This is a genomic window from Streptomyces guryensis, from assembly GCF_021261325.1.
In the GTDB taxonomy this organism is placed as follows: Bacteria; Actinomycetota; Actinomycetes; order Streptomycetales; family Streptomycetaceae; genus Streptomyces; species Streptomyces guryensis.
In genome coordinates this window covers 12,210-32,623 of sequence record NZ_JAJSBI010000022.1, presented here as the reverse complement: position 1 = coordinate 32,623, position 20,414 = coordinate 12,210, and the positions used below count along the sequence as shown (strand labels likewise).

The 20,414-nt window shown below is 69.5% G+C and carries 15 protein-coding genes; 6 read left to right on the top strand and 9 right to left on the bottom strand.

What is annotated here, in order from left to right; genetic code table 11:
* Positions 1 to 67: 67 nt before the first annotated feature.
* Together LJ657_RS33910 and LJ657_RS33905 are read right to left on the bottom strand one after the other, a co-directional pair.
* Complete coding sequence (locus LJ657_RS33910; RefSeq protein WP_232652746.1) at positions 68 to 790, bottom strand: response regulator; 723 nt, start codon at positions 788 to 790, stop codon at positions 68 to 70.
* Between the two features lie 83 nt (positions 791 to 873).
* Complete coding sequence (locus LJ657_RS33905) at positions 874 to 1,500, bottom strand: TetR/AcrR family transcriptional regulator (RefSeq protein WP_232652745.1); 627 nt, start codon at positions 1,498 to 1,500, stop codon at positions 874 to 876.
* Between the two features lie 248 nt (positions 1,501 to 1,748).
* Here LJ657_RS33905 and LJ657_RS33900 point away from each other — a divergent pair, with 248 nt between their 5' ends.
* Together LJ657_RS33900 and LJ657_RS33895 are read left to right on the top strand one after the other, a co-directional pair.
* Complete coding sequence (locus LJ657_RS33900; protein ID WP_232652744.1) at positions 1,749 to 2,666, top strand: ABC transporter permease; 918 nt, start codon at positions 1,749 to 1,751, stop codon at positions 2,664 to 2,666.
* A complete protein-coding gene (locus LJ657_RS33895) occupies positions 2,641 to 3,465 on the top strand; it encodes an ABC transporter ATP-binding protein (RefSeq protein WP_269787252.1) in 825 nt (274 codons plus the stop codon). Before LJ657_RS33900 ends, LJ657_RS33895 begins: the two co-directional genes overlap by 26 nt.
* 66 nt (positions 3,466 to 3,531) lie before the next feature.
* Here the strand turns inward: LJ657_RS33895 and LJ657_RS33890 are convergent, their stop codons facing one another.
* Positions 3,532 to 8,478, bottom strand: a complete 4,947-nt coding sequence (locus LJ657_RS33890; protein WP_232652742.1) for an NAD-glutamate dehydrogenase — start codon at positions 8,476 to 8,478, stop codon at positions 3,532 to 3,534.
* Positions 8,479 to 9,054: 576 nt separating this feature from the next.
* Between LJ657_RS33890 and LJ657_RS33885 the strand changes: the two genes are divergently transcribed.
* On the top strand, positions 9,055 to 9,621 hold the full coding sequence (locus LJ657_RS33885) for a DJ-1/PfpI family protein (protein WP_232652741.1): 567 nt from the start codon (positions 9,055 to 9,057) through the stop codon (positions 9,619 to 9,621).
* A gap of 288 nt (positions 9,622 to 9,909) precedes the next feature.
* Here LJ657_RS33885 and LJ657_RS33880 read toward each other — a convergent pair whose 3' ends face one another.
* Together LJ657_RS33880 and LJ657_RS33875 are read right to left on the bottom strand one after the other, a co-directional pair.
* Positions 9,910 to 10,575 (bottom strand): HAD family hydrolase, encoded by a 666-nt coding sequence (locus tag LJ657_RS33880; protein ID WP_232652740.1) that lies wholly within the window; start codon positions 10,573 to 10,575, stop codon positions 9,910 to 9,912.
* 92 nt (positions 10,576 to 10,667) lie between these two features.
* Positions 10,668 to 11,183, bottom strand: a complete 516-nt coding sequence (locus LJ657_RS33875; protein ID WP_232652739.1) for a DUF6912 family protein — start codon at positions 11,181 to 11,183, stop codon at positions 10,668 to 10,670.
* Between the two features lie 314 nt (positions 11,184 to 11,497).
* Between LJ657_RS33875 and LJ657_RS33870 the strand changes: the two genes are divergently transcribed.
* Complete coding sequence (locus LJ657_RS33870; RefSeq protein WP_232652738.1) at positions 11,498 to 12,361, top strand: Rv3235 family protein; 864 nt, start codon at positions 11,498 to 11,500, stop codon at positions 12,359 to 12,361.
* Positions 12,362 to 12,472: 111 nt separating this feature from the next.
* On the opposite strand, the gene secA is transcribed toward LJ657_RS33870, so the two are convergent.
* On the bottom strand, positions 12,473 to 15,286 hold the full coding sequence (gene secA / locus LJ657_RS33865) for a preprotein translocase subunit SecA (protein WP_232652737.1): 2,814 nt from the start codon (positions 15,284 to 15,286) through the stop codon (positions 12,473 to 12,475).
* A 281-nt stretch (positions 15,287 to 15,567) separates the two neighbouring features.
* On the opposite strand from secA, the gene LJ657_RS33860 reads away from it, so the two are divergent.
* Both LJ657_RS33860 and LJ657_RS33855 read left to right on the top strand, forming a co-directional pair.
* Entirely contained in the window at positions 15,568 to 16,158 is a 591-nt protein-coding gene (locus LJ657_RS33860; RefSeq protein ID WP_232652736.1) for a GNAT family N-acetyltransferase, read from the top strand.
* Between the two features lie 52 nt (positions 16,159 to 16,210).
* Positions 16,211 to 17,407, top strand: a complete 1,197-nt coding sequence (locus tag LJ657_RS33855) for a winged helix-turn-helix domain-containing protein (RefSeq protein ID WP_232652735.1) — start codon at positions 16,211 to 16,213, stop codon at positions 17,405 to 17,407.
* Positions 17,408 to 17,424: 17 nt separating this feature from the next.
* On the opposite strand, the gene LJ657_RS33850 is transcribed toward LJ657_RS33855, so the two are convergent.
* From LJ657_RS33850 to LJ657_RS33840, 3 genes are all read right to left on the bottom strand, one after another.
* On the bottom strand, positions 17,425 to 18,171 hold the full coding sequence (locus LJ657_RS33850) for a response regulator (protein WP_232652734.1): 747 nt from the start codon (positions 18,169 to 18,171) through the stop codon (positions 17,425 to 17,427).
* 206 nt (positions 18,172 to 18,377) lie between these two features.
* Positions 18,378 to 19,070 (bottom strand): ribosome hibernation-promoting factor, HPF/YfiA family, encoded by a 693-nt coding sequence (gene hpf, locus LJ657_RS33845; protein ID WP_232652733.1) that lies wholly within the window; start codon positions 19,068 to 19,070, stop codon positions 18,378 to 18,380.
* A gap of 313 nt (positions 19,071 to 19,383) precedes the next feature.
* On the bottom strand, positions 19,384 to 20,319 hold the full coding sequence (locus LJ657_RS33840; RefSeq protein ID WP_232652732.1) for a ComF family protein: 936 nt from the start codon (positions 20,317 to 20,319) through the stop codon (positions 19,384 to 19,386).
* Between the last annotated feature and the right edge of the window lie 95 nt (positions 20,320 to 20,414).

Here is a 20,414-nt window from a genome sequence, read left to right as displayed (position 1 = left end):
CAGCCCTGCGCGGGGCTAGGCACCGCGCGGGGGTGCCAGCCCTGAAGGGGCGCGGGACCGTGTCGATTCACGGCTCCGCCACCCGGGCGCGACCGGCTACGACGCGACGACGCGCCCGCAGACAGAGGTCACCGGGCGCCTGAAGCCACTGGTTGTTCAGATACGTCAGTACGGCCAGCACCCGGCGGTGGCCGCTGTCGCTCGGCGGCAGGCCCAGTTTGGGGAAGATGTCGCCGATGTGCTTGTGGACCGCGCGTTCCGTGACGACGAGGGTCTCGGCGATGGTCGCGTTGTCATGACCCTCGGCCATCAGCACCAGGACCTCTCGCTCGCGTGGCGTGAGCGAGTCGAGCGGCGAGCCCCTGCGGCGGGTGAGGAGTTCGGTGACGACCTCGGGGTCGAGCGCCGTACCGCCGGCAGCCACCCGCTCCAGCGCGTCGAGGAACTCGTCGACCCGGCCGACCCGGTCCTTCAGCAGACAGCCGAGCCCGCTCGCGCCCCCGGTCAGCAGTTCTGCGGCGTACGACTCCTCGACGTACTGCGAGAGCACCAGCACCGGCAGCCCGGGGATCCGGGCGCGTGCCTCGAGCGCCGCGCGCAGACCCTCGTCACGGAAGCCGGGCGGCATGCGCACATCGAGCACGGCGGCGTCGGGACGGTGCTCCAGGAGGGCGGGCAGGACCTCGGGCCCGGTGCCGACGACGGCCACGACCTCGTGCCCTGCGGACGTCAGCAGGAGGACCAGGCCCTCAGGTAGCAGGGCGTTGTCCTCGGCGATCACGACTCTCACGGCAGTTCCGCGTCAGACCCGCTCACCACCAGCGGCGACTCGGGCCGCCTTTCGGCCACCGGCGGCCGGGGACCGCAGCATACTCACAGTGCCTTGAGGGCCTCCGCGGTGGCCCGCGCCAACGCCCCCAGGTACCCCTTCGGCAGCTTCGGGCTGCGGATCACCACCGAGCGCCAGTAGAGCGGCCCGGAGATCAGGTCGAGCGCCAGGTCCTCGTCGAGCTCCCCGCTGACCTCACCACGCTGCGCCGCCGTCACGATGATCTTGAGCGCTACACCTTCCTGCCCCTCGCGCAGGGTCTTCTGCATCGCCTCGGCGATCTCCGGGTTGCGAGCCGCCTCGGCCTGCAGGTCCGGGATGATCTGCGAGGCCACCGGGTGCCGCAGGGCGCGCGAGGTGACCTCGTACAGCAGCCGCAGGTCACCCTCCAGCGAACCGGTGTCCGGCGTCGGCAGGCCCATCACCGCGATCGCGGAGACGACGTCGAGGACCAGGTGCAGCTTGGACCGCCAGCGGCGGTAGACCGCGGTCTTGCCGACGCCCGCGCGGCGCGCGATCCCCTCGATGGACATCCGCGCATAGCCGACCGCCGCGAGCTCCTCGAAGACGGCCGCGCGGATGGCTTCCGTCACATCCTCCCGGAGTACGGCCGCCCCGGCAGGGGGCCGGCGGCGCGGACGCGTCTGGGGCTCCTCGGCGTTCGTCGTCATGCGGACCAGCATAGGGCGTTGCGACGAAACGGTTCCGTCCTGACGCGGAGGCGTTGCGGCGAAACGGTGTCGCTCCGACGACCCAACCGACGAACACGTCACGACGAAACGGTTGCGTTCCGACGCCAATGCGGCCTACGCTCGCGTTGCGACGATACGGTCCCGTCCCGACGTAAGAGAAATGTAAGGAAACGCCGGACAACGGGCCGGCCGCCCGCACCCCCTCCCCCCGAGTGAAAGCAGCGGATGTGAGCCAGGTCCTCGACACACCGCCCCCGACGCCGGCCCCGGCCGACGACGACCTCGCGGCCCTCGCCGCCCGCCACGGCCTCTCGGTCAGCGGTGCCCGCCCCTCCCTGCCCGAGTACGTGCGGCAGCTGTGGGCCCGGCGCCACTTCATCACGGCGTTCGCGACGGCCAAGCTCACCGCACAGTACGCCCAGGCGAAGCTCGGTCAGGTCTGGCAGGTCATGACCCCGCTGCTGAACGCTGCGGTGTACTACTTCATCTTCGGTGTCCTGCTCGGCACCAAGCGGCACGTGCCGGACTACATCCCGTTCCTGGTCACGGGCGTGTTCATCTGGACGTTCACGCAGAGCTCGATCATGGCGGGCACCCGCGCGATCTCCGGCAACCTCGGCCTGGTCCGGGCGCTGCACTTCCCGCGGGCCGCGCTGCCGATCTCCTTCTGTCTCCAGCAGCTGCAGCAGCTGCTGTTCTCGATGGCCGCGCTGGTCGTCATCCTGCTCTGCTTCGGGGTGCCGGTCGCGTTCTCCTGGTTGCTGGCGTTCCCGGCGCTGGTCCTGCAGTTCACCTTCAACACCGGCATGTCGTTGATCATGGCCCGGATGGGCGCCAAGACCCCGGACATCGCCCAGCTGATGCCCTTCGTCCTGCGCACCTGGATGTATGTGTCCGGTGTGATGTGGAGCATCGACAAGCTGGCCGGCAAGCACAGCGGCCTGCCGCACTGGGTGGAGCCGGTGCTCCAGGCCCAGCCGGCCGCCGTCTACATCGACCTCATGCGCTTCGCGCTGATCGACAGCTTCCACGCCAAGCAGTTGCCGCACCATGTGTGGTTGTACGCGGCCGGCTGGGCCCTGCTCGCCGGAGTCGGCGGCTTCATCTACTTCTGGAAGGCTGAGGAGACGTACGGCCGTGGCTGAGCACAGCATCGAACGCATCCCCACCGTCGTCGCCGACGGTGTCGACATCGTCTACCGGGTCAACGGCACCGGCGCGGGGCGCGGCTCCGCGACCGCCGCCCTCAACCGCATGCTGCGCCGCCAGCAGGCCGAGAAGGCGGCCGGCGTACGCACGGTGCACGCCGTCAAGAACGTGTCCTTCGTCGCGTACAAGGGCGAGGCGGTCGGTCTGATCGGCACCAACGGTTCCGGCAAGTCGACGCTGCTGAAGGCGGTCGCGGGCCTGCTGCCGGTGGAGAACGGCAGCATCTACACCGACGGCCAGCCTTCTCTCCTCGGCGTCAACGCGGCCCTGATGGGCGACCTGACCGGCGAGAAGAACGTCTACCTCGGCGGCCTCGCCATGGGCATGTCCCGCGAGGAGATCAGGGACCGCTACGAGGGCATCGTCGACTTCTCCGGCATCAACGAGAAGGGCGACTTCATCACCCTCCCCATGCGGACGTACTCCTCCGGCATGGGCGCCCGCCTGCGCTTCTCCATCGCCGCCGCCAAGGACCACGACGTGCTCCTCATCGACGAGGCGCTCGCCACCGGCGACCGGTCCTTCCAGAAGCGCTCCGAGAAACGCATCCGCGAACTGCGCGAGCAGGCGGGCACGGTGTTCCTGGTCAGCCACAACAACAAGTCGATCCGCGACACCTGCGAACGCGTGCTGTGGCTGGAGCGCGGCGAACTGCGCATGGACGGCCCGACCGAAGAGGTCATGCAGGCCTACGAGGAGTTCACCGGCGGGGCGGACAAGCCGAAGGCGGCCTGACCACCGCCACGAAAGCGAGGTGCCCCGAGCCGGTCGGCTCGGGGCACCTCGCTTTCGTACCGCCCGCTACGAGTGCGTCCGCAGCAGCGTCCGCATCGTGCGCATCGCCACCGACAGGTTGGCCAGGTCGAACGTCTCCGAACTCTGGATCTCCTCCAGGGTCGTGCGCGCCCGCCCCAGGATCGCCGCGTTCTTCTCCTCCCAGGCCTTGAAGCGCTGCTCGGGAGTCGAGGTGCCGTTGCCCACCGCCAGGACGTCCGCGGTCAGCGCCGCGTGGGCCGCGTACAGGTCCTCACGGATGGAGGCGCGGGCCATGGACTGCCAGCGGTCGGCGCGCGGCAGCTCGATGATGCGGTCCATGAGCTGGGTGATGTGCAGACGGTCGGCGAGGTCGTAGTAGACCTCGGCGACGTCCAGCGGCTCCTTGCCCATGCGGTCGGCCACCGAGACGATGTCGAGCGCCGGGAAGGCGGAGGAGAACCCGGCCACCCGGGTGGCGAGCTCGTCCGGGACGCCGGCGCCGGTCAGCTCGTCGTGGATCTGCTGCCACCACTCGAGGTCCGCTCCGCGCAGCAGCTTGGTGAGCTGCTGCCAGACCTGCTCGACACGCTCGGCGAAGAACGAGACCGTCTCGGCGAGCTGCAGCGGCTGCGGCCGGTTGTTGAGCAGCCAGCGCGTGCCGCGCTCCACCAGGCGGCGCGAGTGCAGCCGGATCCGGGTCTGCACAGCGGCCTCGACGTGGTTGTCCAGGTCCTCGACCGCGTCCCACACCGGTGCCGAGCAGAAGATCGCCCGCGCCGCGGTCTGCGCCCGCACGATCTCCTCCAGCGAGGCGCCGGTCTCCTCGCGCAGCCGGTGCAGATAGGTCGTACCGCCCGTGTTGACCGTGTCGTTGACCAGGACGGTCGTGGTGATCTCACGGTGCAGCGGGTGGCCGTCGATGCGGTCGGCGAACTGCTCGCGCAGCGCCGTCGGGAAGTACGCGTGCAGCAGACCGCGCAGATACGCGTCGTCCGGCAGCGAGGTGTGCAGCAGCTCCTCGGCGACCGTGATCTTCGTGTACGCCAGCAGGACGGCGGTCTCCGGGCTGGTGAGGCCCTGGCCGGAGTTGAGGCGCTCGCGGATCTGACGGTCGGTGGGGAGGAACTCCAGCGCCCGGTCCAGGTGGCCCTCGCGCACCAGGTGGCGGATGAACCGCTGCTGGGCGTGGAGCATGTCCTTGGACTGGGCCAGCGCGTTGGCGATCGCCGTGTTCTGCGCGTAGTTGTTGCGCAGGACCAGCGCGCCGACCTCGTCGGTCATCTCGGCGAGCAGCTTGTTGCGCTGCTTGACGGTCATGTCACCGTCGGCGACCAGGCCGTTGAGCAGGATCTTGATGTTCACCTCGTGGTCGGAGGTGTCCACGCCCGCGCTGTTGTCGATCGCGTCCGTGTTGATCTTGCCGCCCTGCCGTGCGAACTCGATCCGGCCGAGCTGGGTCAGGCCCAGGTTGCCGCCCTCGCCCACGACCTTGACCCGCAGGTCTGCGCCGTCGACCCGGATCGGGTCGTTGGCCTTGTCGCCGACGTCCGCCTGGCTCTCCGTGCTGGCCTTCACATACGTACCGATGCCGCCGTTCCACAGCAGGTCCACCGGGGCCTGGAGGATGGTCTTCATCAGGTCGGCCGGGGTCATCTTGGAGACCTTGCCCTCGATGCCGAGGGCCTCGCGGATGTGCGAGTTGAGCTGGATGGCCTTGGCGGTACGCGGGAACACGCCACCGCCCGCGGAGATGAGCTCGGTGTTGTAGTCGGCCCAGCTGGAGCGCGGCAGCTCGAAGATCCGACGCCGCTCGGCGTACGACGTCTCCGCGACCGGGTTCGGGTCGATGAAGATGTGCCGGTGGTCGAAGGCGGCGACCAGGCGGATGTGCTCGCTCAGCAGCATGCCGTTGCCGAACACGTCACCGGACATGTCGCCGATGCCGACGACGGTGAAGTCCTCGCTCTGCGTGTCGACGCCCAGCTCCCGGAAGTGCCGCTTGACGGACTCCCAGGCGCCGCGGGCGGTGATGCCCATGCCCTTGTGGTCGTAGCCGGCCGAGCCACCGGAGGCGAAGGCGTCGCCGAGCCAGAAGTTGTACGTCTGAGCGACCCCGTTGGCGATGTCCGAGAAGGTCGCGGTGCCCTTGTCGGCGGCGACCACGAGGTAGGTGTCGTCCTCGTCGTGCCGCACGACGTCCGCCGGGGGCACGACCTCGCCGGCCACCATGTTGTCGGTGATGTCGAGCAGCGCCGAGATGAACGTCTTGTAGCTGGCGATGCCCTCGGCCAGCCACGCGTCCCGGTCCAGGCTCGGGTCCGGCAGCTGCTTGGCGACGAATCCGCCCTTGGCGCCGACCGGCACGATGACGGTGTTCTTCACCATCTGCGCCTTGACCAGGCCGAGGATCTCGGTGCGGAAGTCCTCACGCCGGTCGGACCAGCGCAGGCCTCCGCGCGCGACCTTGCCGAAGCGCAGGTGCACGCCCTCCACGCGCGGCGAGTACACCCAGATCTCGTACGCCGGGCGCGGCGCCGGGAGATCGGGGATCGCCTGCGGGTCGAACTTCATGGACACGTACGCGTGCGGCCTGCCGCCCGCCGCCTCCTGGAAGAAGTTCGTACGGAGGGTCGCCTTGATGACGGTCAGGAAGGACCGCAGGATCCGGTCCTCGTCGAGGGAGGCCACCTGGTCGAGGGCCGCGTCGACCTCTTCGAGGAGCGCGTCGACGATCTCGCGCCCGGCCCGCTGCCGGTCCGGCGACATCCGCGCCTCGAACAGCGAGACGAGCAGCCGGGTGGTGTGGACGTTGTTGCGGAGGGTGTCCTCCATGTAGTCCTGGCTGAAGGTGGAACCGGCCTGCCGCAGGTACTTGGCGTACGCCCGCAGCACCATCGCCTGCCGCCAGCTCAGCCCGGCGCTCAGCACCAGGGCGTTGAAGCCGTCGTTCTCCGCCTGGCCGGTCCAGGTGGCGGCGAAGGCCTCCTGGACGCGCTCGCGGGCGTCGTCGCCGAGGTAGTCGCCGCTGCCGTTCTGCAACTTGGGCATGCGCAGGCCGAAGTCGTAGATCCAGGCGGTGGTGCGGTCCGAGCAGCGCAGCTCGTACGGCCGCTCGTCCGTCACCTCGACACCGAGCCGGCTGAGGACCGGCAGCACGGCGGACAGGGAGACGGCCTCGCCCTTGCGGTAGATCTTGAACCGGCGCTCCTCGGGGGCGGCGCCGACCGGCTCGTACAGGCTGAGGGAGAAGTCCTGGCCGCTGTGGGCCTGTGCCTCGCTGAGCTGCTCGAGGTGGACGAGGTCGGCGACCGCGGCACGCGGGGTGTGGTCGGCCTTGTAGCCCTCGGGGAAGGCGTTGTTGTAGCGGCGCAGCAGTTCGGCGGCGCGCTCCTCGCCGCACTCGGCGTTCAGCGCCTCGGCGAAGCCGTCGGCCCAGGAGCGGGCGGCCTCCACCAGGCGGGCCTCGATACGGTCCTTGTCGGCGTCGGACAGCTGCGGCAGCTCGGTGCCCTGCGGGACCCGGACCACGAAGTGCAGGCGGGACAGGATCGACTCGGTGTTCCAGGCCGTGAAGTCGACGCTGGTTCCGCCGAGTTCCTCCTTCAGGATGTCGATGATCCTGAGCCGGACGCCGGTGGTGTACCGGTCGCGCGGGAGGTAGACGAGGGCGGAGTAGTAGCGCCCGTACTCGTCCTGCCGCAGGTAGAGGCGCAGCCGCCTGCGCTCCTGCAGGTACAGCACGGAGGTGGCGATGGACTCGAGTTCGTCGGCCGGCGTCTGGAAGAGCTCGTCGCGCGGGTACGTCTCCAGGATCTGCAGCAGGTCGCGCCCGTCGTGGCTGTTGGGCGAGAAGCCGGCGCGCTCCAGGACCTCCTCGACCTTGCGGCGGATGACCGGGACCCGGCGCACCGACTCGGTGTAGGCGGCGGAGGAGAACAGACCGAGGAAGCGGCGCTCGCCGACGACGTTGCCGTCCGCGTCGAACTTCTTGACCCCGATGTAGTCCAGGTACGAGGGCCGGTGCACGGTGGCACGGCTGTTCGCCTTGGTCAGGACCAGGAGCTTGTGCTCGCGGGCCTTGGCGCGGGCGTCGGCGGGCAGCCGCTCGAAGGACGGGCTCACCGGGTGGCTGTCGTCCCCGGCGTGCTGCGGGTCGGAGCGCAGGATGCCGAGGCCGGTGCCGGGCACGGCGGCCAGCGAGTCGTCCTCGCGCAGCTGGTACTCGCGGTAGCCGAGGAAGGTGAAGTGATCGGTGGACAGCCAGCGCAGCAGCTCGCGGGCCTCCTCGATGTCCTGCTCGCGCAGGTCGGTGGCGACGGGCTCCTTGGGCAGCTCGTCGGCCATGCGCAGCGCCGCGTCCCGCATCTTGTCCCAGTCCTCGACGGTCTCGCGGACGTCGGACAGCACGCGCAGCAGGTCGGCGGTGATCTGCTTGAGGTCGTCCCGGTCGGTCTCACGGTCGATCTCGACGTGGATCCAGGACTCGGTGTGCGCGTCGTGCGGCAGGTCGACGCCGGGCTGCGCGCCGAGCACCTCGATGAGCCTGCCGGTGACATCGCGGCGGACGGTGATCTGCGGGTGGATGACGACGTGGATGCCACGTCCCTGTCGCGTCAGCTCATTGGTGACGGAGTCGACGAGGAAGGGCATGTCGTCGGTGACGACCTCGACGACTGAGTGGCTGCACGTCCACCCGTTCTCCTCCACCGTGGGCGTGTGGACCCGCACGCTGGCCGTGCCCTGGGGGCGGTTCTCGGCCAGCCGGTAGTGCGAGAGCGCGGCTCCGAAGATGTCGACCGGGTCGCGGCCGTTGAGGTCCTCCGGGGCGGTGTGCAGGTAGTAGCGCTGGAGGAACGCGAGCACGGTGTCCCGGTCAGGAGTACTCTCGTCCGTCGTCCCGGTCGGTAGGTGCCCCCCGACCGGGCTGTTCTCAGCTACCCGGGCGGCCCTCTCGAGCAGCTCGGCCTTGGCTTCGTCCAGCTTGGTCTGCATTGTCCTCTGGCTCCTGTCGCGCGCCGTTGCGTGACGTAGAAGGAAGTACGGTCTCTTCCCCTGCGGCTCGACGCCACGGCCCGGGTTCTCCGGTCTGCTTCGACGCTATGCCGCAAGGTGAGATGAGCGGGCAGATATGAGCCATATTTGAGCTGCCCCGAGGGTGTGACGCTGCTCTCCGCAGCGCCCGCGTCCAGGGGGTGAATGGCATCCCGGGAGCCCTTCCGGCCCCCTCCTGCCCGCGAAGACCAGCGACCGCCGCCCGGTCACGGAGATGGTCCGTGCACACCGGGCGCAGGGCAGGGGCAACGGTGCCCCCGCGAACTATCGCGCTGATCACGCCACAAGGCTATCGCTCAGTACGGGGGGCCCGTCATGAGCCGTATGTGTACAAAACCGGGGGTGGAACTTTGACACTCTGCACAGGGGCAAAGGCCCCACAGTCGTGCGGGCCGACGACACGGACCCCTCATCTGATCCCCCTTGCTCCTGAACGACCGGCCCCCTTGGCAAAACCACCCCCAGGAGGCACGTTGCCCTTGACAGCGCATGCCCGCCCGAGGGGAGCCGCCCGACATGACCGCGAAAATCCTCATCGTCACCGGCGACGCAGCAGAGTCACTCGAGGTCCTGTACCCCTACCAGCGCCTCCGCGAGGAGGGCTACGACGTCCATATCGCGGCCCCCGCCCGCAAGCAGCTCCAGTTCGTCGTCCACGACTTCGAACCCGGCTTCGACACCTACACCGAGAAGCCCGGCTACACCTGGCCCGCCGACCTCGCCTTCGCCGAGGTCGACCCCGGTCAGTACGCCGCTCTCGTCATCCCCGGCGGCCGTGCCCCCGAGTACCTCCGCAACGACCCCGAGCTCCGCAAGATCTGCAAGTCCTTCTTCGACGCGGACAAGCCGGTCGCCCAGATCTGCCACGGCCCCCTGCTCACCGCCGCGGTCGACGGCCTGCGCGGCCGCCGCGTCACGGCGTACCCCGCCCTGGAACCCGACATGCAGGCCGCCGGCGCCACCTTCCAGGACGCCGAGGCAGTGGTCGACGGCGCCCTGGTCTCCTCCCGCGCCTGGCCTGACCACCCGGCCTGGATGCGGGAATTCCTGACGGTACTGCGAGCGAAGGCACCGGTGACCTGACCCTGCGGCCCAGCCAGCGGGCAGTCGCCCCATGCCATCGCCTGCGGACTTGCAGACCACTCCGTATCGTCTGCGGGCTTGCAGACCACTCCGTGTCATCTGCGGGCTTGCAGACCACTCCGTGTCATCTGCGGGCTTGCAGACCACTCCGTGCCCCTGCGGGCAGTCGTGCCGCTGGGGCGGATCCCGACCCGAAGAAAGGCGGCAGCCCGCAGGCGCGGGCAAGCGGACCCACCCCGCCCAGCCCCAGTACCGGCCGCCGCGAAACCGCCTCAGCCCCGCAGCCCCTTACGCAGCCAACCGCTCCGCCTCAGCAACCGCATCCCGCAGAGTGTCGACAACCGGCACCCCCACCACCTCAAGGCTGGCCCGACCGTGCGACCCGCCGGTGTACAGCACCGCCCGCGCCCCCACATACCGCGCGGCCACCGCATCGTCGGCGGCGTCGCCGATCACCACCGTACGAGCCGGGTCCACTCCGGTCAGTGAGGCCAGGTGCCGCACCATGTGCTCCGCCTTGCTGCCCCCCGAGGGCCCGGTCCGCCCGTCGACGCGTATGAAGTGCGCCTCGATCCCGAACCCCCGCACCAGCGGAACGAGTTCGTCGTGCGTGTACATGCTCAGGATGGACTGGCTGCGGCCCGCCGACCGCCATCCGGCGAGCAACTCCGTCGCCCCCTCGGTCAGCCCGCAGCGCACCCGGTGCTCGGCGTAGTACCGGTGGAAGGTCTCGTCCATGACCTCCCATTCGGCGTCCGTCGGCAGTCGGCCCATGAGCCGCTCGTAGAACTTCGGCACCGGCACGCAGTACAGCGCGCGGTACTGCTCCATCGTGATCGACTCAAGACCCAGCTCGGCGAAGGCCGCGTTCGTGGCCCCGATGATCGCGTCATTGTCGTGGAACAGCGTCCCGTTCCAGTCCCAGACAATGTGCGCCCCTGTCTGCTTCCCCATGCCAAAAACGTACCCGCCGCCACTGACAATCAAGAGCTCCGCAGGTCAGAACGCCATTGGGCCGACTGGGGAGGGCCCGGAAGGGCTCAGTCTCAGCCCCCGAGCCCGACCAGGTTGGGGATCTCCTGCGTCGCGTACCACAGCAGTTCGTGGTCCTCGGCCCCGTCCACCACGAACTGTGCGTCGTCGTCCCCGCGGTCGGCCGCCCCGAGCGCCCCGGCCGCGGCGGCCACGGCCTCCTCCGCGTCGTCGAGGTCGACGTGCACGGCGGCGGCCTTGGCCAGGGCCACGGTCCCGGTCACTCGTACCTCGCCGAGCGCGGCCGGGTCGAGACTCCGGTCAGGGTCGGCGGACGCGGCACTGTCGGGCACGTCGACGGCCACCACGACCCGGCGACGTACCGCCCCGGGGTCCGCGGCCAGCAGCCGGAGGGAGGCCAGCGCGGCGCGGTTGAGGGCCGCGTACTCCAGTTCCTCGATGTCGTCGGAGAGGTACCACTCGCGCAGGGCGGGTGTGACGGCGTACGCGACGAGCGGCCCTGCCCCCAGCTCTCCCGTCTTGTACGCCTCGGCGAGACCGGAGAGGGTCAGGGGGACGTAGACACGCATGGCTGGCCGCTTTCGTGGTCGGTTGCTGGGCGCGTTCACGCGCCTCCTGGAGGGCCTTCAGGATACGTGCGGGAGTCCCCTTTCGAGTCCCCGCCCACCTGCCCGGAGGCGTCCACTTCAGGCCTGGGAATTCACCCGGCGCACCCCCGTGATCACGGGGTTCTACACCCCCTCCATCACCCTGATAGGTGAAGATTCCGACCACTCCGACCCGGCTCCCTGTGTCCTTGCTGTCGCCACCTCTTGCCCCGTAAAAGATCCCCAACACCAAGTTACCGACCGGTATCAACCCGGCTCACCGAACGGGGACGCACATGCACAAGATCATGACCAGGGCGCAGCACCAGCCCGGCGCCCGCCCTCCCGGCCGCCGCGACTCCCGCCGCCCCGGCGGCGCTCCGCCCCGCATCCCGGGCGGAACCCCGGCCCGCACCGCCGCGGGCGGCGGCCGCCCGCGGGGCTCGCGGGCCGACGGCCTCTCCACCGTCACAGGGCCCGCCGACAACCGCCCGCCCACAGCTCCTGCCGCTCCGGCCAGGAGCCTGACCACCGCCCTCAACGCGCCGGGCCTCCCGCCAGGACCGGCCACGCCGTCCCATGGCACCGCGACCGTCACTGCGGCTCCCGGCGGGCAGGCCGCCGTGGCGCCCGCCTCCGACACCACTGCGGCTCCGGGCGCACCTGCCGTCGCGGCGGCCCGCGCCACCACCCAGGCGCCGCCCGACAAGGCGCCCGCCCCGGGGGAAACCGCTCTTGCCCCAGCCGCCGGGACCACAGCCGACCACCCGCCGTGCACCGCCGTCCACGCCAGTGCGCACCTCCGGCCGGTCCTCCAGCCCCGCCCCACCGACGTCTTCGCCGACCTTCTCCTCGCGGTGCTGAGCGGTCAGCGCCCCGTCCACTCGATGCTGCGGCACACCGCGGGCCGGGCCTACGACGAACTGGCCTGGCTCGCCGAACGCGGCCCCCTGCGCACCCGCGGCACACGCCCCGTCGTCCGCGACATCGGCTACTACGAAGCCCGTCCCGGTGCCGTCGAGGCCTTCGCCCGTATCGGCGCCGGCGACCAGCTGCGGGCCATGGCCTTCCGCCTGGAACGAGGCCAGGACCTGCGCTGGCGCTGCACGGCGGTGGAACTCGGCGGCCCGCGCCCGCCGCGCTCCACCGGTGACGACTAGCCGACCGGAGGGCCACCGGTCCAGCACTGCCTCCAGTCGGCACCGCCGTACGCCGAAGGGCCGGGCCACCTTGAGGTGACCCGGCCCTTCAAGCCGCTACGGCGCAGCTGCTCACTTCTTACGGCGGCGCCCGCTCCTCGACTGCTTGCGCCGCTCCGCGCGCGTCAGACCGTCGGCCTCCGAGCGCACCGGCTCCTCGTCACCGACGAAGTCGCCCTCGATCGTGCCGCCCTCGCCGTCCACGGTCGGCGCGGAGAAGTGCAGGTTCCGGCGCTGCGGAGCGTCCAGGCCCTTGGCGCGGATCTCCGGGCGGCCGCCCGCCTGCGCCGGCACCGCGTCCTGCTTCTCCATGTCGACCGGCTCGGCGTCCTCGACCGGGACCTCCTCGACCTGCTGCTCGACCTGGACCTCCAGGTTGAACAGGTAGCCGACGGACTCCTCCTTGATGCCCTCCATCATCGCGGTGAACATGTCGAAGCCCTCGCGCTGGTACTCGACCAGCGGGTCCTTCTGCGCCATCGCGCGCAGGCCGATGCCCTCCTGGAGGTAGTCCATCTCGTAGAGGTGCTCGCGCCACTTGCGGTCCAGGACCGACAGCACGACCCGGCGCTCCAGCTCACGCATGATCTCGGAGCCGAGCTGCGCCTCGCGCGAGGCGTACTGCTCGTGGATGTCGTCCTTGATGGACTCGGAGATCCACTCGGCGGTCAGACCGGCCCGGTCGCCGGCCGCCTCCTCCAGCTCCTCGACGGTCACCTTCACCGGGTAGAGCTGCTTGAAGGCGCCCCACAGCCGGTCGAGGTCCCAGTCCTCCGCGAAGCCGTCGGCGGTCTCCGCGGAGATGTACGCGTCGATCGTGTCGTCCATGAAGTGCACGACCTGCTCCTGCAGGTCCTCGCCCTCCAGGACGCGGCGCCGCTCGCCGTAGATGACCTCACGCTGGCGGTTGAGGACCTCGTCGTACTTCAGGACGTTCTTACGGGTCTCGAAGTTCTGCTGCTCGACCTGCGACTGGGCGGACGCGATCGCTCGCGTGACCATCTTGTTCTCGATCGGCACGTCGTCCGGGACGTTCGCCATCGACATCACGCGCTCGACCATCTGGGCCTTGAAGAGCCTCATCAGGTCGTCGCCGAGCGAGAGGTAGAAGCGGGACTCGCCCGGGTCGCCCTGACGGCCGGAACGGCCGCGCAGCTGGTTGTCGATACGCCGCGACTCGTGCCGCTCGGTGCCCAGGACATAGAGCCCGCCGAGCTCCTTGACCTCTTCGAACTCCGCCTTCACGGCCTTCTCGGCACGCTCCAGGGCGTCGGGCAGGAAGTGCGCCCACTCCTCGATGTGCTCCTCGGGGTCGAGGCCGCGCTGACGCAGCTCCGCCTCGGCGAGGTCGTCGGGGTTGCCGCCGAGCTTGATGTCGGTACCACGACCGGCCATGTTGGTGGCGACGGTCACGGCGCCCTTGCGTCCGGCCTGGGCGACGATGGTCGCCTCACGGTCGTGCTGCTTGGCGTTCAGCACCTCGTGCTGGATGCCGCGCTTGGAGAGCTGCTGCGAGAGGTATTCGGACTTCTCGACCGACGTCGTACCGACGAGGATCGGCTGGCCCTTCTCGTGCTTCTCGGCGATGTCGTCGACGACCGCCTCGAACTTCGCGACCTCGGTGCGGTAGATCAGGTCCGACTGGTCCATGCGGATCATCGGCTTGTTGGTCGGGATCGGGACGACGCCGAGCTTGTAGATCTGGTGGAACTCGGCGGCCTCGGTCATCGCCGTACCGGTCATGCCGGAGAGCTTGCCGTAGAGACGGAAGAAGTTCTGCAGGGTGATCGTGGCGAGCGTCTGGTTCTCGTCCTTGATGTCCACCCCTTCCTTCGCCTCGATGGCCTGGTGCATGCCCTCGTTGTAACGGCGGCCGGCGAGGATACGGCCGGTGTGCTCGTCGACGATCATGACCTCGCCGTCGATGACGACGTAGTCCTTGTCCTTCTTGAAGAGCTCCTTGGCCTTGATCGCGTTGTTCAGGTAACCCACCAGCGGGGTGTTCACCGACTCGTAGAGGTTGTCGATGCCCAGCCAGTCCTCGACCTTGCTGACGCCCGGCTCGTGGATGGCGACCGTGCGCTTCTTCTCGTCGACGTCGTAGTCGCCGGTCTCCTCGACGCCCTTGAGCGGGTTGCCCGCCTCGCCCTTCTTCAGGCGGGTGACCAGCTTGGCGAAGTCGCCGTACCACTTGGTGGCCTGGTCGGCCGGGCCGGAGATGATCAGCGGCGTACGGGCCTCGTCGACGAGGATCGAGTCGACCTCGTCGACGATGGCGAAGTTGTGGCCGCGCTGCACCAGTTCGTCCTTCGACCACGCCATGTTGTCGCGCAGGTAGTCGAAGCCGAACTCGTTGTTCGTGCCGTACGTGATGTCGCACTCGTACTGCTGGCGGCGCTCGGCCGGCGTCATGTTGGCGAGGATGCAGCCGACGGTCAGGCCCAGGAACTTGTGGACGCGGCCCATCATTTCGGAGTCGCGCTCGGCCAGGTAGTCGTTGACCGTGATCAGGTGAACGCCGTCCCCGGAGAGGGCGTTCAGATACGCGGGCAGCGTGCCCACGAGGGTCTTGCCCTCACCGGTCTTCATCTCGGCGACATAGCCGAGGTGGAGGGCTGCGCCACCCATCATCTGCACGTCGTAGTGACGCTGCCCGAGGACACGCTTGGCGGCCTCACGGACGGTGGCGAACGCTTCGGGAAGCAGGTCGTCCAGGCTCTCTCCGTCGGCATACCGCTGCTTGTACTCATCGGTGAGGGCCCGCAGCTCGGCGTCGGAGAGGTCGACGAAATCCTCTTCGATGGACGTGACCTGGTCCGCGATGCGGTGCAGCTTGCGCAGGATCTTGCCTTCGCCTGCACGCATGATCTTCGAGAGGACGGACACGGGGGTTGGTCTCCTTGCCGGTCGGGCCTGGGACGGTCGGTTTCCATTTGACTTGCTGAGCAACGGCCATCGTATGCGAGGACCCCACCAAGCCGGGAGGCCTGCCGGTACGACGACCGCAGAAGGCGCCGCGCACCGCTTCAAATCTTCTTCAAAGGGGACAACGGACGGGCCCTGCGGATGGTGCCGCATCAAGCCCACGAATTGCGCGAATTGTGATCACGCGCTCACGCACGGCGAAAAGATGGCGTCCGCGTCGGACCTCCGAGGAGAATCAGCCGATGGAACCCGTCACACTCACGACCTCCCGGCTGCTCCTGCGCACGGTCGGTCCCCAGGACACCGACGCGGTGTACGCCGCCGCCCAGGATCCCGACATCCAGCGCTGGACGACCATTCCGTCGCCCTACCTCGCCGAGCACGCGCGGACTTTCACCCAGGAACTCGCCCCCAAGGGCTGGGCGAACGGTTCCATACTCACCTTCGCGCTGTTCCTCCCCGAAGGGGAGGAACTCGTAGGCATGCTCAGTCTCACCATGCATTCGCTGAGCATGGCCGAGATCGGCTTCTGGGGCACGAAGGAGCACCGCGGCAACGGCTATGTCACCGAGGCCGTCGTCGAGGTCTGCCGCTGGGCGTACGCCCAACTGTCTGTCGACCGCGTGGAATGGCGTGCGGAGGTCGGCAACACCGCCTCCCGCGCCGTGGCGGAGCGCGCCGGCTTCGTCGTCGAGGGCGTCCTGCGCTCCGCGATCATCCACCAGGGCGTGCGCCGGGACTCCTGGGTGGGTGCCCTGCTGCCGTCGGACCTGGGGCTGCCGTCGACGGCGCCATATCTCCCCGCACCCGCCTCAACACCGGGCACCCAGTGACGAATTCGCAGGTCACCCCGCATTGTCAGTGCCGGCTCCTATCGTGCGGACCATGACGACCCCGCCCTCCGCCACCGACCTCTCGGCAGACGAAGCCCGCCGCATCGCCCTCCGCGCCCAGGGCTTCCTCGGCGCACCCGACCGCAGGGCCGGAGTCCGCGGCGTCCTGCGCCACCTCGGCGCGGTCCAGCTGGACACGATCTCGGTGCTGGCGCGCTCCCACGAGCTCATCCCGTACGCCCGCCTCGGCGCGGTGGGCCGCAGCAAGGTGGAGGACGCCTACTGGAAGGCGTCCTCCACCGACCCGCACGCCTTCGAGTACTGGTCGCACGCCGCGTGCATCCTCCCCGTCGAGGAGTGGCCCCACTTCGCCTTCCGACGCCGCGCCTACCGAAACCGTCCGCACTGGAACCACGCCCTCCCGGACGGCGTCTACGACCAGGTCATCAAGCAGCTCCGCGCCGAAGGCCCTCTCACTGCGACGGAGTTGGGCGGCGCCAAGCGCACCAGTGAGTGGTGGGACTGGTCCGGCGCCAAGGTCGCCGTGGAGCGGGCGCTGATGTACGGGGAGGTGGTGTGCGTGGAGCGCCGCGGCTGGAAGCGCGTCTACGACCTCGCCGAGCGCGCGATCCCGGAGGCACTGCTGCACGACGAGCTGGATGACACGGAGTGCCTGCGCCGTCTGGTCCGCCTGGCCGGCCAGTCCCTGGGCGTCGGCACGCGCGCGGACATCGCCGACTACCACCGCCTCAAGGGCGAGCAGGTCGACGCGGTGATCGCCGGCTCGGGCCTGCTCCCGGTCACGGTCGAGGGCTGGTCCAAACCGGCCTGGGCCGATCCGGCGGCTCTGGACACGCCGCCGCGCGGCCGCCACCGCACCACGCTCCTGTCCCCCTTCGACTCCCTGATCTGGGAGAGGGCGCGCACGGAGCGGATCTTCGGCTTCACCCACCGCCTGGAGGCCTATGTCCCCAGGCCGAAGCGGGTGTACGGCTACTTCGCGATGCCGGTCCTCGCCGGCGGCCGCCTCGTCGGCCGTGTCGACCCGGCCCGCGACGGCGCCACACTGGTCGCCAGGCAGGTGACCCTGGACGGCCCAAAGGTGGTGCCGGCCGTGGCGGAGGCGCTGGTCGAGGCGGCGAGCTGGGTCGGCTGCACGAGCGTGCGCGTGGAGCACGTGGACGCTCCGGAGCTGCATGAGCCGCTCGCCAAGGAGGTGACCCGGGCACTCATCGCGGCAATGCGCTGACCGGGGTCGCCGGGCCGTCAGCGGATCTCGAGGATCTTCTCCCGCATCGCGTAGACCACCGCCTCCATCCTGGAGTGCAGCTGCAGCTTCTCCAGGATGTTGCGCACGTGGTTCTTCACGGTGTTCTCGGAGATGAACAGTTCCTTGGCGATGTCCCGGTTGTTCATTCCCGTGGCGACGAGCTTGAGGACCTCCAGCTCGCGATCCGTCAGCCGCGGCGCGGGCACGAGACGGCGCTCGTCGGTCCGCTGGATCATCGACTTGAACTCGGTGAGCAGCTTCGACGCCATCGACGGGCTGATCTGGGACTGTCCGTCGGCCACCGCGCGAATGGCGGTGGCCACCTCGTCCGTGGAGATCTCCTTGAGGAGATAACCGGTCGCACCCGCCTTGATCGCGTCGTAGAGGTCTGCTTCCTCGTCGCTGATCGTCAGCATGATGATCTTGGCGCTGGGGGCGACCTCCTTGATGGAGGTGCAGGCCTCGATCCCGCCCCGCTTCGGCATCCGTACGTCCATCAGGATGATGTCCGGCAGCAGGTCGGCGGCCTTGTCCACGGCCTCCGCACCGTCCCCGGCCTCCCCCACGACCTGGATGTCCTCCTCGGCCGCGAGCACGATCTCCAGGCCCCGGCGGAAGAGGGCGTGGTCGTCCACGACAAGGACTCTGATCGGCTCCTTGCGTGGAGAGCCCGCGTCCGGGCCCATGCCGACGACGCCGCCGTCGGCATCCTCGTCATGCATCGGTCCGAAGCTGTCCGCCATCGTTCCTCCCCCTGAAGGCTGTGGCCTGTGGTGCTGTGCCATCGCCAACCCAAGGCAACGGCCCACCGGTTGGGCCATTGCCGCCATGATTCCATGCTTGGGCGACAACGCGGTGACAGAGCGGCTCGTGAAGGGGTCGCACACCGGTGCCCCTGGGGGCGCACGGGGCGCTCCAGGGGCACCGGCTCAGCCGTCAGCCGCGCGGGTCAGCCGCCCAGGATGCCGCCGGGCGCGGGAGACTGCGCCTGGGCAACCATCGGGTCGGTGCTGAGGTGGATGACGCCGTAGTCGTAGGCGTGCCGCCGGTAGACGACACTGGGCTCCTTGGTCTCGGAGTCGACGAACAGGTAGAAGTCGTGTCCTACCAGTTCCATCTCGTAGAGGGCCTGGTCGAGGGTCATCGGGGAGGCCACGTGGGTCTTCTCTCGGACGACGAGGGGGCCTTCGCCCTTGACCTCCAGTGAGCCGATCTTCTTGGTGGGCACTCCGTCCTGGTCCTCCTCGTGGACGGGGTGGCCGTTCCCGTTGAGCGTCGCCGCGCCCGGGACGTGGTCGGGGACCTCGGCTGCCGAGATCCTGCGCGCGCCACGGCGAGAGAACCGCTTGTCGTGCTGCTTACGCAGCCGGGCATCCAGCTTCTCCGCCGCCAGATCGAGCGCCGCGTACGGGTCGCTGGCCGCCGCCTCCGCCCGGATCACCGGACCGCGGGAGCGGAGCGTGATCTCCACTCGGTCACAACGGTCGGCCTGTCGGGGGTTGGGCTCCTTGGACACCTCGACGTCGAGGCTGATCACCTTGCCGTCGAGCTTCTGGATCTTCTCCAGCTTCAGCTTCTCGGCCACGTGCTTGCGGAACCGCTCGGGCACCTCGGTCTTGCGGCCCTTGACGACGATGTCCACGCAGAACTCCGTTCCCGGATCACTCCGCTCCACTGGCGGAGCATCTCCCTTTTGCACCAGGCTCCGGCGAGCTCCGGAACCTACGGACTCGGTGACTTCCACCTCCTCCCCCGCGGACAAGATCTCCACTCCACCGCGACGGGTGATTGTGAAAAACCCGCAGCACGGCATTCGGGTACGAGAGCGGTGGCCTGCGCCTTTCTCTCACAACCGAACATATCTCGCCCGGACGGATGTCGTCACCCTCTACCGCGGCGTACCTCCGTTCAGGTGAATTGACCCTCTCATTACCTGCAACGATGCAAGTTGGCAGTCAGTTCCGGTTTATTTCGAAAGAATCTGGAGGCGCGGCGACCACGGCTGCGCAGACCACGTCACCTGCGCCGCCCGCGCCCGCCATTCCTGGCACTGAGTGCATACGACGGTGCGCTTCGTCCGCCGAGCCGGCCGTTCGTTCCCCTGTGCCTTCCCAAACAGCCGCCGTGTACACAGCCGTAGTTGCTTCGTCGTACGAAACCAGCCCCGAGAAGTGCCGTTGCGCGGCGGCCTCTTGTTCTCTCCCCTCAAACGCGCCCGTCCTTTCTTCCGGCGCCGTCGCCGATCGCACGGCACGCGCCGCCTCGGCCAGGGATGCGCCGGTGGTCATCAAGTCGTCGACGAGCACGATCGGACCGCCGCGAAGCAGCCGGCCACCGCCGGGAGCCACTGCCAGGGCGCCCGCGAGATTGTCCAGCCGCTGCCGGGAGTTGAGCCCCGACTGGTCGGCCACGGCGCGCCGCTGCCGCAGCACGGCGAGGACTCGGGCCGCGGTCCCGGTCCGCCGCAGCTCACCCGCCGCCGCGAGTGCGATCCGCCGCGCGGGGTCGTGGCCCCGCGCCCGCACCGCCGCACGCGCGGACGGCACGGGAACGAGCAGTACGGGCACGCCACCGCCCGCAGCCGCCTGGCCGCCCCACTCCTTGAGCCCCGCCCGCACAGCCCCTGCCAGTGCCGTGCCGAGCGGTGCTGCGAGGGCCAGCGCGCCGCGTTCCTTGTGGGCCAGCAGAGTGGCCCGCACCTCGTCGGCGTACCGGGCGGCCGCGTGTACCACGGGCAGACCGGGCGGCTCCGGCACCGGCCGCACCCGGCTCGGCGCGGCCCCGCTCAGGACGGCACGGCACTCCGGGCACAGCACCGTACGAGACCTCCCGCAGCCTCCGCACTCGGCCGGCAGCACCAGGTCGGTGAGGTCCTGCCACCACCCCCGCATGCCCACCACTCTGCCAACGCCCGAGCCCCCCGGCCAGCCCTGTGGAAAACTCCCTGTGGACAAGGCCGTCCCTCAATCCGGCCCGCACGAGAGCG

Excerpts from the sequence above, each read along its gene's own strand:
- LJ657_RS33875 (WP_232652739.1), bottom strand. The coding sequence starts at position 11,183 with ATGCGTGTCTACGTCCCCCTGACCCTCTCCGGTCTCGCCGAGGCGTAC.
- LJ657_RS33905 (WP_232652745.1), bottom strand. The coding sequence starts at position 1,500 with ATGACGACGAACGCCGAGGAGCCCCAGACGCGTCCGCGCCGCCGGCCC.
- LJ657_RS33860 (WP_232652736.1), top strand. The coding sequence starts at position 15,568 with ATGGAACCCGTCACACTCACGACCTCCCGGCTGCTCCTGCGCACGGTC.
- LJ657_RS33870 (WP_232652738.1), top strand. The coding sequence starts at position 11,498 with ATGCACAAGATCATGACCAGGGCGCAGCACCAGCCCGGCGCCCGCCCT.
- LJ657_RS33880 (WP_232652740.1), bottom strand. The coding sequence starts at position 10,575 with ATGGGGAAGCAGACAGGGGCGCACATTGTCTGGGACTGGAACGGGACG.
- LJ657_RS33850 (WP_232652734.1), bottom strand. The coding sequence starts at position 18,171 with ATGGCGGACAGCTTCGGACCGATGCATGACGAGGATGCCGACGGCGGC.
- LJ657_RS33890 (WP_232652742.1), bottom strand. The coding sequence starts at position 8,478 with ATGCAGACCAAGCTGGACGAAGCCAAGGCCGAGCTGCTCGAGAGGGCC.
- LJ657_RS33840 (WP_232652732.1), bottom strand. The coding sequence starts at position 20,319 with ATGCGGGGGTGGTGGCAGGACCTCACCGACCTGGTGCTGCCGGCCGAG.
- LJ657_RS33885 (WP_232652741.1), top strand. The coding sequence starts at position 9,055 with ATGACCGCGAAAATCCTCATCGTCACCGGCGACGCAGCAGAGTCACTC.
- LJ657_RS33855 (WP_232652735.1), top strand. The coding sequence starts at position 16,211 with ATGACGACCCCGCCCTCCGCCACCGACCTCTCGGCAGACGAAGCCCGC.